This window comes from Streptomyces sp. NPDC007875, assembly GCF_042868035.1.
Lineage (GTDB): Bacteria > Actinomycetota > Actinomycetes > Streptomycetales > Streptomycetaceae > Streptomyces > Streptomyces antimycoticus.
Map to the genome: position 1 here is coordinate 1 of NZ_JBIADZ010000004.1, position 15,253 is coordinate 15,253.

Genomic DNA, 15,253 nt, shown 5'->3' on the forward strand with positions numbered 1-15,253 from the left:
ACCGGTTTCTCCGGGCGCTTCCCTTCGGTGTTTCCAACCTTACCAGATCCGTTTTCCGTTCCGTTTCCGGTCCGAATTCCGTTTCCGGCCCCCTGTTGGAGCGGGGTCTTTCGCGCCTTCCGGCGTGTCCACTACTTTAGCCAATTTCCCGCTCAGCTCCTAATCGGAGCCCCGGGTCCTGATTTCGCGCAGCGAAATAGGACCCTGTTCGGGAGTTGTCGTCAGTGGTTGGCCGCTCCGGGGCCGCGGTGACTCGATCGTGCGATCGTGCCGACAGCGCTGCCCGTCTCAAGCGGCTCGGGCTACGTTAGGCGTCCCGTCCAGGAGAGTCAAGTTCCGACCTGACGGCGCGTCGAATTCCGGCGCCGCGGGGTGTGCGCCCGGTAGGGGCTGACGGAGGGCTCGCCGTCGATCCAGAAGCGCCAGGGGTGAGTTGCGCCCTCGCCGCCCACACCGGTGCGCGGGCCGCTGAGGATCTGGTCGGGCCGGGCGGGGTGGCCGGTGAGTATGGACAGCGGGGCGTCGGCGCCCGCGCAGACATCGCTGCCGTCCAGACGGCGGTCCACCCCCAGGGCCGTGGCCAGCCGGGCCGGGCCCTTGGCCAGCTCATGGTCGTTACGCGCCTTCGGCCTGCGCTGACGGGCCCACTCAGCGCCGTGCCGTACCTCGCCCGCGCGCAGCAGCACCCCGCTGGGGTGGCCCTCCGGTCCGCAGACCAGGTTGAGGCAGTGCCACATGCCGTAGGTGAAGTAGACATACGCATGACCCGCGGGGCCGAACATCACGGCATTGCGCTCGGTGCGGCCACGGTAGGCATGCGAGCCGGGGTCGGCCGGGCCCGCGTATGCCTCGACCTCGGTCAGGCGCAATTCGATCGGTCCGGCCGGGGTGCGCCGTACCAGGAGGCGGCCCAGGAGGTCGGGCGCGACCTCGAGAACGGGTCGGTCGAAGAAGGAACGGTCGAGGGGCTCGCGGTCAGGTCCTGCTGTCACGCGGCCCGAGCGTAGTGGAACAGATATGAACCGGTGGTTGGAGGCGGCACCGGTCCGCTGGAAGGGTATGAGCTGCGGAACCGCTCACGGCTGTTTCGCGTTCCTAGGTGTCAACAGTGATCGAGTGCGATCAAGTCAAGACGCAGTCGCGTCCTTGAGAGGGAGAACATGGGCTTCAAGAAGCTGCTCGCGAGTCTGGGTGCCGGTGGCGCTTCGGTGGAGACGGTACTGACCGAGGAGAACGTCGTCCCGGGCGGCATTGTGCAGGGCGAGGTCCGGATCCAGGGCGGCTCGGTCGCGCAGCAGATCGAGGCGCTCTCGGTCGGCCTGCAGGCGCGGGTCGAGGTGGAGCGGGACGACCAGGAGTACAAGCAGAACGTGGAGTTCACCCGGCAGCAGCTGGGCGGCGCGTTCGAGGTGCAGCCGGGTGCGGTGCACGCGGTGCAGTTCGGCCTGGAGATCCCGTGGGAGACCCCGATCACCATGTTCCTGGGCCGGCATCTGACCGGTATGAACGTGGGGGTGACCACGGAGCTGGCGATCGCGCGCGCGGTGGACTCGGGCGATCTGGACCCGGTCAATGTGCATCCGCTCCCCGCCCAGCAGGCGATCCTGGACGCCTTCGGCTCGCTCGGCTTCCGGTTCAAGGGCGCCGACCTGGAGCAGGGGCACATCCGTGGGACCCGGCAGCGGCTGCCTTTCTACCAGGAGATCGAGTTCTACGCCCCGGAGCAGTACCGGGGGCTGAACCAGGTGGAGTTGTCCTTCGTCGCGGACGACCGCGAGATGGACGTGGTGCTGGAGATGGACAAGAAGCCGGGCCTGTTCACCGAGGGCAGTGACACCTACCGGTCGTTCACGATGAACCTGGCGACCTTCCAGGACACCGACTGGGCCGCTTATCTGAACCAGTGGCTCGCCCAGGTCGGCGGCAAGCGCAACTGGTTCTGAGGTTTCCCTCCCCTGGGCCGGACTTCCGCGCGGGGCGTGCACCGACGGCAGGTCGGCGCACGCCCCGCGTCGTATGTCGGCGTGTGGTGCGTCGTGCGTCAGGGGCCGTCGTCGTAGCGCACCACCAGAGGCCGTCCCTGCGTCGCCCAGTACGCCTCCGCGTCGGCCAGGATGTCCGCCGCGATCGCGGCGGCGTCGGGGGCCGCGTCGCGGAAGGCAAGCCAGCCCTGGATGTCCAGCAGACAGCCGCTGGGCTCGCGGCCCTCGGCCCACCAGGACAGATCCGTGAGGCAGTCGGCTAGAGCGTCCCAGTTGCGCCCGTACCAGTCGGGAAAGCGCAGGTCCCGGGCGCAGCGGTCGAGGAAGCCGTCCTTGTCCGTCACGCCGTCGAGGCGCAGGTGGAGGGCGAGGGTGGGGCCGGTCATGGGCGCCATGGTGCCAGCCCGCCGTCTGGCGGTCTCGTTAGGCTGGCCGCGGAGATGATCCACCGCAACCTCAGGAGGTTCTCGACGTGTCCGAGCAGAACCGGCCGCCGCTCCCCCATGACTTCCATCCGCCGGTGCCGTCGTTCTCGGTGGTGAGCGACGATGTGCAACCGGGCGGCACGCTCAAGTCCGCCCAGGTGCAGGCGGAGGGGAACACCTCTCCGCAGCTGCGCTGGGAGGGATTCCCGGAGGGTACGAAAAGCTTCGCCGTCACCTGCTTCGACCCGGACGCGCCGACCGGCAGCGGCTTCTGGCACTGGGTGTTGTTCGACATCCCGGCCACGGTCACCGAGCTTCCGGTGGGTGCGGGCAGTGGCGGCTTCACGGGCCTGCCCGAGGGTGCCGTGCAGGCGCGCAACGACTACGGGACCCGTGATTTCGGCGGGGCCGCGCCGCCGCCCGGGGACGGTCCGCACCGCTATGTGTTCACCGTCTACGCGGTGGACGCGGAGAAGCTGGGCCCGGACGCGGATGCCACCCCCGCGGTGGTCGGCTTCAATCTGCGGTTCCACACGCTGGGGCGTGCCCAGTTGATCGGGGAGTACGAGGTGCCGGCCGCGGGCTGACGCGGCGAAATTGCGTTGTTCTCGGCCAGGCTCCCGGCCAGAGTTGATCCCGGTCCCGCCCATTCCGGGCGCGGGGCCGGGACAGCGGGATGCGGGGGTGGTCGGGATGCGCGAGACACTGGTTCTGAACGCGAGCTTCGAGCCGCTGGCGACGGTGACGCTGCGGCGCGCCGTGGTGCTGGTCCTCCAGGACAAGGCCGTCGTCGAACACGCCCACCCGGGGCTGCGGGTGCGGGCCGCGGACATCGATCTGCCACTGCCACGGGTGATCCGGCTGTGCCGCTATGTGCGGGTGCCGTTCCGAAGACGTGCCCCGTGGTCGCGGCGCGGGGTGCTGGTCCGGGACCAGCACCGGTGCGCGTACTGCGGCCGCCGGGCGACGACCGTGGACCATGTGGTGCCGCGGTCGCGCGGGGGCGCGGACACCTGGCTGAATACGGTGGCCTCCTGTGCGGAGGACAACCACCGTAAGGCGGACCGGACTCCGGAGCAGGCGGGGATGCGGCTGCTCCAGGTGCCGTTCGAGCCGACGCCTTCGGATGCGCTGCTGCTGGCCCTGGGGGCGGCGGAGCGGGACGCTCTGCCGGAGTGGCTGGCGCTTCCTGCCTAGCACCGGGTTCGTCCCGCAGGGGCCCGGCGGGGAGCGCCGGCGGGCCGCCTCAGGCGCTGGAGGGGGCCCGTCCCACTGCCGTCCGTTCAGTCGATCGTGGGCTGTTCGCGGCGCGGGGCGGGCTCCTTACCGGTGGCGGCGGGGGTGCCGCCGCCGTTTCCGCCGCCGGTCAACGGGCCGAAGTTGCCCATGGCACCGCCGAGGCCCTTGAGGGCGTCGCCGATCTCGCTGGGCACGATCCAGAGCTTGTTGGCGTCGCCCTCGGCGATCTTCGGCAGCATCTGGAGGTACTGGTACGAGAGCAGCTTCTGGTCCGGGTCTCCGGCGTGGATGGACTCGAAGACCGTACGGATCGCCTGGGCCTCGCCCTCGGCGCGCAGCGCGGCGGCCTTGGACTCACCCTCGGCCCGCAGGATCGCGGACTGCTTCTCGCCCTCGGCGCGCAGGATCTCGGACTGCCGGACACCTTCGGCCTGGAGGATCGCGGCGCGCTTGTCACGGTCGGCGCGCATCTGCTTCTCCATCGAGTCCTGGATGGAGGTGGGCGGCTCGATGGCCTTGAGCTCGACGCGGTTGACGCGGATGCCCCACTTGCCGGTGGCCTCGTCGAGGACGCCGCGCAGCGCCGCGTTGATCTCCTCGCGGGAGGTCAGGGTGCGCTCGAGGTCCATGCCACCGATGATGTTCCGCAGGGTGGTGACGGTGAGCTGCTCGATCGCCTGGATGTAGCTGGCGACTTCGTAGGTGGCGGCGCGGGCGTCGGTCACCTGGTAGTAGATGACGGTGTCGATGTTCACGACCAGGTTGTCCTGGGTGATCACCGGCTGCGGGGGGAAGGGCACGACCTGTTCACGGAGGTCGACCCGGTTGCGGATCGAGTCGATGAACGGGACGACGATGTTGAGGCCCGCGTTGAGGGTGCGGGTGTAGCGCCCGAAGCGCTCCACGATGGCGGCGCTGGCCTGTGGGATGACCTGGATCGTCTTGATCAGTGCGATGAAGACCAGCACCACGAGGATGATCAGGACGATGATGATCGGTTCCACAGCGGCTCCCCGTGCCCTTCATGCGGTGATTCGGATGGTCGGGATGATCAGGTCTGGCGGTTCCCGAGGGTGGAGTCTGTCAGATCCATGGTCGACTCCGCAGCTCAACCCGGGCGCCCTCAACTCTTGGTAGGACACTCCCGGTACGGCGTCTACATGACGACGGCCGTCGCACCGTCGATCTCCACCACGTCGACCTGCTGCCCGGGTTCGTACGCCTGGCCGGGGTCGAGTGAGCGCGCGGACCACACTTCGCCCGCGAGTTTGATGCGGCCGCCGCCGCTGTCGTCGACGCGTGCGAGGACGACGGCCTGACGTCCTTTCAGCGCCTCGATGCCGCTGCGCAGCTCGGGTTGCTGACGGCGGCTGCGGACCGCCATCGGGCGCACGACCGCGACCAGCGCGACCGAGACGGCGCAGAAGACGACGACCTGGAGCACGATGCCGCCGCCGAGCGCGTCGGTGATGGCACCGGCCACGGCACCGACGGCGACCATCCCGAATTCGGGCATCGCGGTCAGTACGAGCGGGATACCCAGTCCTACGGCGGCGATCAGCCACCACACCCATGGATCCACATGGTCATGGTAGTTGTCGACGGTCCCCGGGGACAGTGCGCGGATCACCTGCCGGTGACACGGCGGGCGCAGGGGGCGGACATCAGGCCAGCGGCAGGCCCTGGGCGGTCCAGCGCTCGCCGTAGCGCTCGACGACCAGCGGGAGTCCGAAGCACCGGGAGAGGTTACGGGAGGTCAGTTCGGTCTCGACCGGGCCCGCGGTGAGCACCTTGCCCTGGCGGATCATCAGAACATGGGTGAAGCCGGGGGGGATTTCCTCGACATGATGTGTCACCATGATCATCGACGGGGCGAGCGGGTCGCGGGCGAGCCGTCCGAGGCGGCGGACGAGGTCCTCGCGGCCGCCGAGGTCGAGTCCGGCCGCGGGCTCGTCGAGGAGCAGCAGCTCGGGGTCGGTCATCATGGCGCGGGCGATGAGCGTGCGCTTGCGCTCGCCCTCCGAGAGGGTGCCGAACTTCCGGTCGAGGTACTCGGTCATGCCGAGGCGGTCGAGGAAGGCGCGGGCGCGGGTCTCGTCGACCGCGTCGTAGTCCTCCTGCCAGTGGGCCGTCATGCCGTACGCGGCGGTGAGGACGGTCTCGAGGACGGTCTGGCTGCGCGGCAGCTTCTCGGCCATGGCGATACCCGCCATGCCGACGCGGGGGCGCAGCTCGAAGACGTCGACGCGACCGAGTTGCTCGCCGAGGATCCGGGCGCTTCCGGCGCTCGGGAAGAGATAGCTGGAGGCGAGGTTGAGGAGGGTGGTCTTGCCGGCGCCGTTGGGCCCGAGGATGACCCAGCGCTCGCCTTCTTTGATCGACCAGGAGACCTCGTCCACCAGAGCCCGCCCATCGCGGACCACCGATACGTCCAGCAGCTCCAGAACCTCGCTCATGAGCGCGTTGTCTCCCATTGCAGTCTCGAGTCGTGCGTGCGCCTGTGGGCGCAGCCCCCTGAGGAAAACCTACGCCACACGTTGTCGGTGCCAGTCCTTAGGCTGGTGCCATGCTCGATGAACCACGTTCAGGGCGCCTCGCTGCTTGGGGAAATGCCCTTATCGCCGGACTTGTCTCCCCCGACGAGGCGGCGCATCGCATCGCGGATGAGGACGCGTCGCACCGGGTGGCCGGGCTTCCGGGGGAGTCCGGGCCGGTGGGGCTCACGCTGGCGCTGGGGCGGCTGCGGGCGCTCGGGGCCAAGGGGCTGCGGGTGGCGCTGCCCATAGCGGGGCATCCCCTGGGGCTGAGCGGTCCGCCGGAGTTCAACGCCCACGCGCTCGACGCGGGTGAGGCGGTGATCGCGACGGGCGCGGCGCTCGGCCTGGTGCCCGAGGTGTCGGCGGCCGGGCCCGAGGGCGATCAGCACATCGAGGTGGTCTGGCGGTGCCAGAGCGTGCGGGAGGCGCCGCCGGCCGATGTGCCGTCGCTGAGCGAGGCCGAGCGGGAGCTGGCCGAGGCGCTGCGGGAGGCCACGGAGGTGCTCTCGCGGCTGAATGTGGCCGGATCGGGCCCAGTGGCCGAGGCGGCCCTGGAGGCGTATCGGGCGCGGGCCGAGCGGGGGCGCGAGGTGCTGGCCCCGGGCTATCCGCCGCGGGCCATCCGGGTGCTGGAGCTGGCGCAGCGGGTGGGTGCGCTGGTGGACATCGCCTATATGGCGGGCGGGGACGGCCGGGAGCACGGCGGCGCGGTGAGCGCGTCGGAGATCACAGCGCGGGCCAAGGCACTGCGGCCGGTGGAGCGCACCTCGCGGCGGGCGCAGGTGGCGGCGTACAACGCGTATGTGGAGGAGCGGGAGCGGGGCGGTCTCTGAGCTTCCCCGGGGGTCTCTGAGCTTCCCCGGGGGTCTCTGGCCTTCCCCGGGGGTCTCTGGTGTGCCCGGGGGGTTTCTGACGCTTCCCGGAGGGTCCCTGCGCTTCCCTGGCGGTCTCTGGCTTCCCCCGGATGCCATGGGGCCGGCCCCGGAGGCGGGTGCCTCCGGGGCCGGTCGGTGGTGCGTCGTGTATTCGCCGGGTGGCGGTCAGCCGCCGCAGGGGGTGCCGAGCGCCGGGTTCATGGACCCGATGACCGAGATGGTGTTGCCGCAGAAGTTCACGGGCACGTGGATGGGCGCCTGAATGTTGTTGCCGGAGACGACACCCGGGGACATCGTGGCCCCACCGTCGGCCCAGGGGCCCTGGGCGGTGGCGACACCGGCACCGGCGACGGCGAGTCCGCCGGCCGTGATCGTGATGGCAGCGAACCTCTTGATGTTCTTCACTTGGCAAGACCCTTCATTCATCAGCGCGTGACCGCGGCGATCCGCCGCGGTACGCCGTGAAAAACGGCCCGACTGATGCTGAGTTGCGCTGTTCGAGTGATAGCCACCCGTTGGTGTGATTTCACGGAGAAACGCTGTTCATGCCCCAATCCCGTGCCGTACGGCCCATAGCGCGGCCTGAGTACGGTCAGCGAGGTCCAATTTCATAAGAATATTGGACACGTGGGTCTTCACGGTCTTTTCGGACAGCACCAGCGCGCGGGCGATCTCCCGGTTGGACCGGCCGTCCGCGATCAGCGCGAGCACCTCGCGCTCCCGCTCGGTGAGTGAGCCACCGCGCCCCTGGCCGCCGCCCTCCTCCTGGGAGAGCAGCGCGAGGGCCACCTCGGGCTGGAGCAGCACATGGCCGGAGTGGACGGACCGGATGGCGCGGGCGAGCGCCTCGGGGTCCACGTCCTTGTAGACATAGCCCGCGGCGCCCGCGCGCAGGGCCGGGACCACGGTGCGCTTCTCGGTGAAGCTGGTCACGATGAGCACCCGGGCGGGGTTGTCGAGGTCGCGCAGGGTGCGCAGCGCCTCGATGCCGTCGAGGCCGGGCATCTTCACGTCCATGAGGACGACGTCGGGGCGCAGCTCCTCGGCGCGGGCGACGCCCTCCTCGCCGTCCGACGCCTCGCCGACCACCTCGATGTCGTCCTGGACCTGGAGAAAGGTCCGCAGACCGCGCCGCACCACCTGGTGGTCGTCGACGAGCAGCACCCGAATCCGTCCGGGGTCAGCCACCGGGCACCTCCATCTCGATCACGGTGCCCTTACCGGGCGCCGACTCCACGGTCAGAGCGCCGCCGACGCCGCCGGCCCGGTCCCGCATCGACACCAGCCCGAGGTGGCGCCCGGCGCGCCGTACGGCCGAGGGGTCGAATCCCCTGCCGTCGTCGGCGACGCGGAGCCGGGCGCCCTGGCCGTGCCGGGTGAGGGTGACGTCGACCTGCCGCGCGTCGGCGTGGCGCAGCGCGTTGTGCAGGGCCTCCTGGGCCACCCGCAGCACCGCCCCCTCCTGGGCGGCGGGCAGCGCCCGCACGCCGTGGCAGGCGAAGGTGACCTGGGCGGAGTGGGCCCGGTCGAGCACCTGCACCTGCGTCCTCAGGGTCGCCACGAGGCCGTCCTCGTCGAGCGCGGCGGGGCGCAGCTCCACGACGGCGGAGCGCAGCTCGTCGGTGGCCTCGGCGGCGAGGAGGGCGATCTGCTGGAGCTCGTCCTTGGCGCGGTCGGGGTCGCGGTCCACCAGGGCCGTGGCCGCCTGGGCGGTCAGTCGCAGCGAGAAGAGCTTCTGGGAGACCGCGTCGTGCAGCTCATGGGCGAGCCTGGCCCGCTCCCCGGCGATGGTGAGCTCGCGGCTGCGCTCGTAGAGCCGGGCGTTGGTCAGGGCGATGGCGGCGTGCTGGGCCAGGATGGACAGCAGCTCCTCGTCCTCGGCGGTGAAACCGCAGCCGCCCTCGGGCTTGGGGCATCGTTTGTTGGCGAGGAATACCGCGCCGAGAACTTCATCGCCATCGGCAATGGGAAGACCCAAAAAATCCGACATTTCCGGATGAGCCGATGGCCATCCCTCAAAACGGACATCACGTCGCACGTCGGCGAGTCGCTGCGGAGTGGCGTCCTTGAGCATGGCGGCGAGAATGCCGTGCTGCCGGGGTAGCGGCCCGATGGCCTTCCACTGCTCATCGCTCACCCCATCTACTACGAACTGGGCGAAACCTCCGTGATCATCGGAGACCCCCAGAGCGGCATACTCCGCATCGAGCAGCTCACGGGCGGACACAACGATGGTCTTTAGGACATCACGGACTTCCAGATGCCGGCTCATGGCGAGCAGCGCCCCGCTCACCCGACTCAGCCCGGCCCCGGGTCCACCGCCCCGTCCTTTCGTCATGGCCATTACCGTACCGACCCGCCATCCGGTGGGCATATCGGCCGGTCGGCGGCCACCTGATAAGACCTGAGCCCTAGGTCGAACGGCGCACACAGGACCCCCAAAGGGGCTGTTGCAGGGGTGGAAAAAACAAACACCCTGAGCATTTGCGTGGGCACAGCGCGCAATATGAGAAGCTCCGCGATGTGAGCCCGGACACACGACCTAAATCACTTACGAACGTGCTTAGTGGACGTTTCATAGGCGACTGAGCGGGGATGACGGCCGTCCGCGTGGGCATGAGCGGCCTACTTATCCACTAAGCAGCATCGTATGTCACGCCTTTGCGACAGCTTTTTGCGGCAGCTAAGAATTTCCCCCAGTCGCACGGCGCCGTAGATCCAGGAACGGCGCTCTGCGCGCCGATTTGGCCTGCGACTCAAGCGATTGGAAGAGGTCTACTCCGCCATGCCCCTGCCCAACATCCCCGGCTACGCCCGTCTGAACAAGACGCACAAGTACTCCGCCGCCGGAATCGCTGCCGCCGGTGCGGCCGCCATAGCCTTCGCAGTCGTCCCCGGTGGCAACGCGGACGCCAAGACGACGGCCCAGGATCTGCCGAACAAGCCCGTCGCCCTCACGTCCCAGAAGGCCGACGCCCAGGCCCACCACGAGGCCCTGGTCAAGCAGTCCGCGCTCGCCGACAAGCAGGCCAAGCAAGAGGCCGCCGAGAAGAAGGCCGCGGCCGAGGCCGCGAAGAAGAAGGCGGCGGAAGAGGCCGCCCAGAAGAAGGCGGCGGAAGACGCCGCCCAGAAGAAGGCCGCCGAGGCCAAGGCCGCCAAGGAGCGCGCCGTCAAGCAGGCCGCGAGCCGCTCCGCCGCGCGCATCGAGACGGTCGCCGCCGAGAAGAAGACCTACCCGGACAACCTCGACGGCTGGATCCGGGAATCCCTCGACATCATGAAGAAGAAGGGCATCCCCGGCACCTACGAGGGCATTCACCGCAACATCATCCGGGAGTCCGGCGGCGACCCGCGCGCCATCAACAACTGGGACATCAACGCCCAGAACGGCGTGCCCTCCAAGGGCCTGCTCCAGGTGATAGCCCCGACCTTCAAGGCCTACCACGTCGAGGGCACCGCCTGGGACGCCTACGACCCGGTCGCGAACATCACCGCGGCCTGCAACTACGCGGCCGACCGGTACGGCTCGATGGACAACGTGAACGGCCCGTACTGAGCCTGAACGACCCGTCCCGAACCCGGCGTTGCGACGCCGAAGGGCGACGGCACCCCCTGTGTGCGAGGGGTGCCGTCACCCTTGTGCGTGACGGTGACGGCGGCTGCTCGCGCATGACCACCGGGGGCCGCGGCTACTTGCGCATGACCTCCGGCTCATGGCGGCGCAGCAGCCGCGCGACCACGAAGCCGCACGCGATGCCCAGGACGATCAGCGCGATCATGTCGATGCCCCACTGGGTCGTGGTGTGCTCCCACAGCGGGTCGGTATCCAGGGGCTTCTTGCTGTCCCACGGCGCCATCATGTGGCCGACGCCCGGGCCCAGGTCCAGCGTGGCACCGGCCGCGCCGACCGCCCAGCGGGACGGCATCAGCCAGGCGAACTGCTCCACACCGAGCGATCCGTAGATCTTGAACAGGACGCCGGTGAAGACGACCTGGACGATCGCGAACATGACCAGCAGCGGCATGGTCTTCTCGGCCGTCTTCACCAGGGACGAGATGACCAGGCCGACCATCATCGAGGTGAAGCCGATCGCGATGACGGCCAGGCAGAGCTCGGCGGCCGGCGGCATCAGCAGGCCCTCCGCGGGCATCTTGCGCGTCGAGAGACCGATGGCGGAGATGATGACGCCCTGGCAGGCGGTGATCACACCGAGCACGATCACCTTGGACATCAGATACGCGGAGCGGGACAGGCCGACCGCCCGTTCCCGTTCGTAGATGACCCGTTCCTTGATCAATTCTCGTACGGAATTGGCCGCGCCGGTGAAGCACATGCCGACCACGAGAATCAGCAGAACCGTCCCGGCGGCCTGGTTGAAACTGCCCTTCGGGGCCATCTGAAGGCCGAACTTCGCCGGGATGACGACGCTCACCGAGCCCAGCACGGCGGGCAGGATCACCATCAGCCCCATGAAGCCCTTGTCGGAGCCGATCACCGACAGATAGCGGCGGATCAGCGTCCACAGCTGCGATCCCCAGCTCTGCGGCTTCTGCATCCGGGTCGGCGGCGCCTGGACATGGACGGACTGCGGGGCGACGGAGTCGAGGTCCGCCGCGTACATCTGGTAGTGCTGCGAACCGCGCCAGCGGCCCGCCCAGTCGTAGTCGCGGTAGTTCTCGAACGACGAGAAGACATCCGCCCAGCTGTCGTAGCCGAAGAAGTTGAGCGCCTCGTCCGGCGGGCCGAAATAGGCCACCGAGCCGCCCGGCGCCATCACCAGGAGCTTGTCGCACAGCGCCAGCTCGGCGACCGAGTGGGTGACCACCAGCACGGTGCGGCCGTCGTCGGCGAGACCGCGCAGCAGCTGCATGACATCGCGGTCCATGCCCGGGTCGAGACCGGAGGTCGGCTCGTCCAGGAAGATCAGCGACGGCTTGGTGAGCAGCTCCAGCGCGACGGAGACCCGCTTGCGCTGCCCGCCGGAGAGGGCCGTGACCTTCTTCTCCCGGTGGATGTCCAGCTTGAGCTCGCGCAGCACCTCGTCGATCCGGGCCTCGCGCTCGGCCTCGGCGGTGTCACCGGGGAAGCGGAGCTTGGCGGCGTAGCGCAGGGCCTTCTGGACGGTCAGCTCCTTGTGCAGGATGTCGTCCTGGGGCACCAGACCGATGCGCTGGCGCAGCTCGGCGAACTGCTTGTAGAGGTTCCGGTTGTCGTAGAGGACATCGCCCTGGTTGGCCGGACGGTAGCCGGTGAGTGCCTTCAGCAGCGTGGACTTACCGGAGCCGGACGGGCCGATGACCGCGACGAGGGACTTCTCCGGGACGCCGAAGGAGACGTCCTTGAGGATCTGCTTGCCGCCGTCGACCGTCACCGTCAGATGGCGGGCCGAGAAGGAGACCTCACCGGTGTCGACGAACTCCTCGAGGCGGTCGCCGACCAGCCGGAACGTGGAGTGACCGACGCCGACGGTGTCGGTGGGGCCGATGATCTGCTGCCGGACCGGCTGACCGTTGACATAGGTGCCGTTGTGGCTGCCGAGGTCGCGTATCTCGAAGCGGCCGTCGGGCAGCGCCCGGAACTCGGCGTGGTGGCGCGAGACCTGCAGATCGGAGACGACCAGCTCGTTCTCCAGCGCACGACCGATGCGCATCACCCGGCCGGCGGCCAGCTGGTGGAAGGTGGTCGGGCTGCGGTCGCCCTGGGCGGGCGCGGCGCCCGCCGGGCCGGAGGGGCCGGTGCCGGGAACGTTCTGCGCGAGGTTGTTCTGCGGGGCCTGAGGCTGCTGCTGCGGAGGCTGGGGGGCCTGCTGGTGCTGCGGCTGCTGATGGGGCGCCTGCTGCTGCGGGATGAACGGCTGCTGCTGGTGCGGGGCCTGGGGCTGCTGCTGGGGCTGCGGCCAGCCTTGGGGCTGCGGCGCGCCCTGCTGCGGTACACCCTGCTGCGGTACACCCTGCTGCGGCCAGCCGGGGCCGGGCTGCTGCTGCGGCTGCTGCTGGGCGGGGGGCTGCTGAGCCTGGTGGGGCTGCTGGGCCTGCTGGGGCATGCCCATCGCCGCCTGCTGGCCGTACGCGCCCGCGGCGCCCATCGAGGCGCCGCCGCCGGAGACGCTGAGCCGAGGGCCATCGGTGGCATTGCCGAGATGGACGGCCGAACCAGGGCCGATTTCCACCTGTTGGATTCTCCGGCCCTGCACATAGGTGCCGTTGGTGGAGCCCTGATCCTCGATGACCCAACTGCGCCCACCCCAGCGCACCGTGGCATGCCGCCAGGAGACTCTGGCGTCGTCCAGCACCATGTCGCCCTGTGGGTCACGCCCCAGGCTGTACGACCTGGACGGATCAAGTGTCCAGGTCTGTCCGTTCAATTCCAGTACGAGTTCCGGCACTCCATGCCCCACTAGTTGTCCCCCGAGTTACCCCCCTGACAGAGGGAGTCTAGGGATGGCGAACATCCTGAGGAACTATTTCAGGCTCAGTCCCTTCACCGGAAGTCGGGCTTTGACAAGACCACAACTCGGGCGTCATTGACTCATCCGAAAGGCCCTCGGAAAGTGGTAAGCACTGACGGATAGTGCGGATCATGGTTAATCCGGGCAACTCGCGACGATCGGGAGTCGGCGATATGAGCGCGAGCGGTGGCGGACGAGCGCCCTGGGGGCCCGCGCTGCTCGCCGCGATCGCGACGGTGAGCTGGGCGTTTCTGGCCATGGTGGGGATCGCCGCACTCGGCCTGCATCTGATCGGCGCCGACCGTGCGGGCGCGCTCGGGCCGATGACCGCCGCGGTGACGGTGCTGGCGGTCGGCGGTTCCGTCACTCCGTCCGGCGATGTGGGCGTCTTCGGGCTGGAGGGCGCCCAGGCCCACGCCGCCATCGATATCGCGCCACTCGGGGTGAGCCTGGTCGGCGCGCTGCTGCTGGGGTGGCTGTTCGTACGGTCGTTGCGGGCCGCGGGGGCGGTGATCGGCCGGGCCGAACTCGCCGTGCGCGCGGGCCTCGTGGCCGTGCTCTTCCTGCTGCTGCTCGCCGGGCTGACCTGGGTGGGCAACGATACGGTCACGATCGACGGCGCCACGCTCGTCCTGCCTGGCCTCGGCAGACAGCGCACCGAGCACGATCTGCTGAGCCGGCTTCCCGAGCAGCTCGGCGATATCGCGGACATCGGCGCCGGGCTGCTGCCGGACCGGCTCGCCGAGCTCGTCGACGCCAAGGCGTCCGTCGGCTTCACCGTGGCGGCCGGCCGCTCGCTGCTGGGCGGCGCGGTGTGGGTCGTCGCCGTCCTGCTGCTCGCGCTGCTGGCCGCGCGCCGTACCCCGCTGCCGCCCGGCGGGCAGGCGCTGCACCGCACGGTCCGGCCGGCGGTGTCCGCGCTGTGCGGGGTACTGGTGCTCGCGGTCGGCGCGGGTCTGGTGGCCGGGATCTACGCGGCGGTCGGGGACGACCATCCGGGGCTGGTGCTCGGGTCGGCGCTGCTCGACGCGCCGGGCGGGGTGTGGATCGGCGTACCGCTGGGGCTGTTCGTCCCCTGGTACGGCAGGGCGAGCGGCGCGCTGAGGCAGGTGCTGCCCGACCCCGTGGACGATCTGCTCGCCGGGCCGGGCGGGGAGCCGCTCACGGTGGGGCGGCTGGCCGAGCTCGACGGCCGGGTCTGGCTGCTGGTGGTCGCGAGTGTGCTGCTGATGCTCGCCGCCGGGGTGCTCACCGCGGCCCGTACGCCTGTGGGGAGCTCCCGGCCGTTCGCCTTCGCGAGGTGGTGTGCGCTGCGGCTGGGCGTGGCGGCCGCGCTCGCGCTGCCGCTGCTGGTGTGGCTGACCCGGGTCTCGGCGGGGGCGAGCCTGTCCGTGCTCGGCTTCGACGCCTTCGGGGCGGGGCTCGAGCTGTACGGAAACGCTCCGCTCGCGGGTGCGCTGGGCGCGGGGTGGGGCGCGGCGGCGGGGGCCGCCGGGGCGCTCGTGGCATGGGCCACGGGCACGGCGGGCCGCCGGGCCGCGGCGCTCGCGCGGCGGGATGACGGAACGGCCGTCGGGCGGCGGGACAACGGGGCGGCCGTCGGGCGGCGCGACGACGGGGACGAGGGAGGCGAGGGAGGCGAGGGTCACGGCGGGGGCGAAGGGCACGACGGCGGATGTGGCGCATGAAGCCGCCGATCATGCGAGGGGTGACGCCGCGGCGACCGGGACATGAACGTTCCACCTC

General features: G+C 70.0%; 15 protein-coding genes. 6 read left to right on the forward strand and 9 right to left on the reverse strand.

The window, feature by feature from the left end:
- Window positions 1–329: 329 nt before the first annotated feature.
- The gene (locus ACFYOY_RS09305; protein ID WP_351890909.1) at window positions 330–992 is read right to left on the reverse strand and encodes a DNA-3-methyladenine glycosylase; all 663 of its coding nucleotides are present in this window, start codon (window positions 990–992) and stop codon (window positions 330–332) included.
- A 168-nt stretch (window positions 993–1,160) separates the two neighbouring features.
- Between ACFYOY_RS09305 and ACFYOY_RS09310 the strand changes: the two genes are divergently transcribed.
- Window positions 1,161–1,943: a sporulation protein gene (locus tag ACFYOY_RS09310; protein ID WP_014059729.1), complete on the forward strand. Its 783-nt coding sequence runs from the start codon at window positions 1,161–1,163 to the stop codon at window positions 1,941–1,943.
- 98 nt (window positions 1,944–2,041) lie between these two features.
- Here ACFYOY_RS09310 and ACFYOY_RS09315 read toward each other — a convergent pair whose 3' ends face one another.
- Complete coding sequence (locus ACFYOY_RS09315; RefSeq protein WP_351890919.1) at window positions 2,042–2,368, reverse strand: barstar family protein; 327 nt, start codon at window positions 2,366–2,368, stop codon at window positions 2,042–2,044.
- Between the two features lie 86 nt (window positions 2,369–2,454).
- Between ACFYOY_RS09315 and ACFYOY_RS09320 the strand changes: the two genes are divergently transcribed.
- Together ACFYOY_RS09320 and ACFYOY_RS09325 are read left to right on the forward strand one after the other, a co-directional pair.
- Complete coding sequence (locus ACFYOY_RS09320) at window positions 2,455–2,994, forward strand: YbhB/YbcL family Raf kinase inhibitor-like protein (RefSeq protein ID WP_351890925.1); 540 nt, start codon at window positions 2,455–2,457, stop codon at window positions 2,992–2,994.
- A gap of 106 nt (window positions 2,995–3,100) precedes the next feature.
- The gene (locus ACFYOY_RS09325; RefSeq protein WP_388585822.1) at window positions 3,101–3,604 is read left to right on the forward strand and encodes an HNH endonuclease; all 504 of its coding nucleotides are present in this window, start codon (window positions 3,101–3,103) and stop codon (window positions 3,602–3,604) included.
- A gap of 86 nt (window positions 3,605–3,690) precedes the next feature.
- Here the strand turns inward: ACFYOY_RS09325 and ACFYOY_RS09330 are convergent, their stop codons facing one another.
- The 3 genes from ACFYOY_RS09330 to ACFYOY_RS09340 form a co-directional block, all read right to left on the reverse strand.
- A complete protein-coding gene (locus ACFYOY_RS09330; RefSeq protein ID WP_059147117.1) occupies window positions 3,691–4,650 on the reverse strand; it encodes an SPFH domain-containing protein in 960 nt (319 codons plus the stop codon).
- 152 nt (window positions 4,651–4,802) lie between these two features.
- A complete protein-coding gene (locus ACFYOY_RS09335) occupies window positions 4,803–5,276 on the reverse strand; it encodes an NfeD family protein (RefSeq protein ID WP_351890940.1) in 474 nt (157 codons plus the stop codon).
- Window positions 5,277–5,310: 34 nt separating this feature from the next.
- Window positions 5,311–6,102: an ABC transporter ATP-binding protein gene (locus ACFYOY_RS09340; protein ID WP_351890946.1), complete on the reverse strand. Its 792-nt coding sequence runs from the start codon at window positions 6,100–6,102 to the stop codon at window positions 5,311–5,313.
- A 110-nt stretch (window positions 6,103–6,212) separates the two neighbouring features.
- Here ACFYOY_RS09340 and ACFYOY_RS09345 point away from each other — a divergent pair, with 110 nt between their 5' ends.
- Window positions 6,213–7,016: a hypothetical protein gene (locus ACFYOY_RS09345; protein ID WP_351890952.1), complete on the forward strand. Its 804-nt coding sequence runs from the start codon at window positions 6,213–6,215 to the stop codon at window positions 7,014–7,016.
- Between the two features lie 207 nt (window positions 7,017–7,223).
- Here ACFYOY_RS09345 and ACFYOY_RS09350 read toward each other — a convergent pair whose 3' ends face one another.
- The 3 genes from ACFYOY_RS09350 to ACFYOY_RS09360 all read right to left on the reverse strand — a co-directional run bounded on the left by ACFYOY_RS09350 (window position 7,224) and on the right by ACFYOY_RS09360 (window position 9,402).
- Window positions 7,224–7,463: a chaplin gene (locus tag ACFYOY_RS09350; RefSeq protein ID WP_208522927.1), complete on the reverse strand. Its 240-nt coding sequence runs from the start codon at window positions 7,461–7,463 to the stop codon at window positions 7,224–7,226.
- Between the two features lie 138 nt (window positions 7,464–7,601).
- On the reverse strand, window positions 7,602–8,246 hold the full coding sequence (locus tag ACFYOY_RS09355) for a response regulator transcription factor (RefSeq protein ID WP_237516858.1): 645 nt from the start codon (window positions 8,244–8,246) through the stop codon (window positions 7,602–7,604).
- The gene (locus ACFYOY_RS09360) at window positions 8,239–9,402 is read right to left on the reverse strand and encodes a GAF domain-containing sensor histidine kinase (protein WP_388585828.1); all 1,164 of its coding nucleotides are present in this window, start codon (window positions 9,400–9,402) and stop codon (window positions 8,239–8,241) included. The genes ACFYOY_RS09355 and ACFYOY_RS09360 overlap by 8 nt, the downstream gene beginning before the upstream one ends.
- A gap of 441 nt (window positions 9,403–9,843) precedes the next feature.
- On the opposite strand from ACFYOY_RS09360, the gene ACFYOY_RS09365 reads away from it, so the two are divergent.
- A complete protein-coding gene (locus tag ACFYOY_RS09365; RefSeq protein ID WP_351890971.1) occupies window positions 9,844–10,614 on the forward strand; it encodes a transglycosylase SLT domain-containing protein in 771 nt (256 codons plus the stop codon).
- A gap of 133 nt (window positions 10,615–10,747) precedes the next feature.
- Here ACFYOY_RS09365 and ACFYOY_RS09370 read toward each other — a convergent pair whose 3' ends face one another.
- Window positions 10,748–13,456 carry an FHA domain-containing protein gene (locus ACFYOY_RS09370; protein WP_351890978.1) on the reverse strand — a complete coding sequence of 903 codons (2,709 nt, stop codon included), beginning with the start codon at window positions 13,454–13,456 and terminating at the stop codon, window positions 10,748–10,750.
- A gap of 224 nt (window positions 13,457–13,680) precedes the next feature.
- On the opposite strand from ACFYOY_RS09370, the gene ACFYOY_RS09375 reads away from it, so the two are divergent.
- A complete protein-coding gene (locus ACFYOY_RS09375; protein ID WP_351890984.1) occupies window positions 13,681–15,195 on the forward strand; it encodes a streptophobe family protein in 1,515 nt (504 codons plus the stop codon).
- Window positions 15,196–15,253 lie beyond the last annotated feature (58 nt).

Excerpts from the sequence above, each read along its gene's own strand:
- ACFYOY_RS09310 (WP_014059729.1), top strand. The coding sequence starts at position 1,161 with ATGGGCTTCAAGAAGCTGCTCGCGAGTCTGGGTGCCGGTGGCGCTTCG.
- ACFYOY_RS09315 (WP_351890919.1), bottom strand. The coding sequence starts at position 2,368 with ATGACCGGCCCCACCCTCGCCCTCCACCTGCGCCTCGACGGCGTGACG.
- ACFYOY_RS09325 (WP_388585822.1), top strand. The coding sequence starts at position 3,101 with ATGCGCGAGACACTGGTTCTGAACGCGAGCTTCGAGCCGCTGGCGACG.
- ACFYOY_RS09340 (WP_351890946.1), bottom strand. The coding sequence starts at position 6,102 with ATGAGCGAGGTTCTGGAGCTGCTGGACGTATCGGTGGTCCGCGATGGG.
- ACFYOY_RS09345 (WP_351890952.1), top strand. The coding sequence starts at position 6,213 with ATGCTCGATGAACCACGTTCAGGGCGCCTCGCTGCTTGGGGAAATGCC.
- ACFYOY_RS09360 (WP_388585828.1), bottom strand. The coding sequence starts at position 9,402 with ATGGCCATGACGAAAGGACGGGGCGGTGGACCCGGGGCCGGGCTGAGT.
- ACFYOY_RS09365 (WP_351890971.1), top strand. The coding sequence starts at position 9,844 with ATGCCCCTGCCCAACATCCCCGGCTACGCCCGTCTGAACAAGACGCAC.
- ACFYOY_RS09375 (WP_351890984.1), top strand. The coding sequence starts at position 13,681 with ATGAGCGCGAGCGGTGGCGGACGAGCGCCCTGGGGGCCCGCGCTGCTC.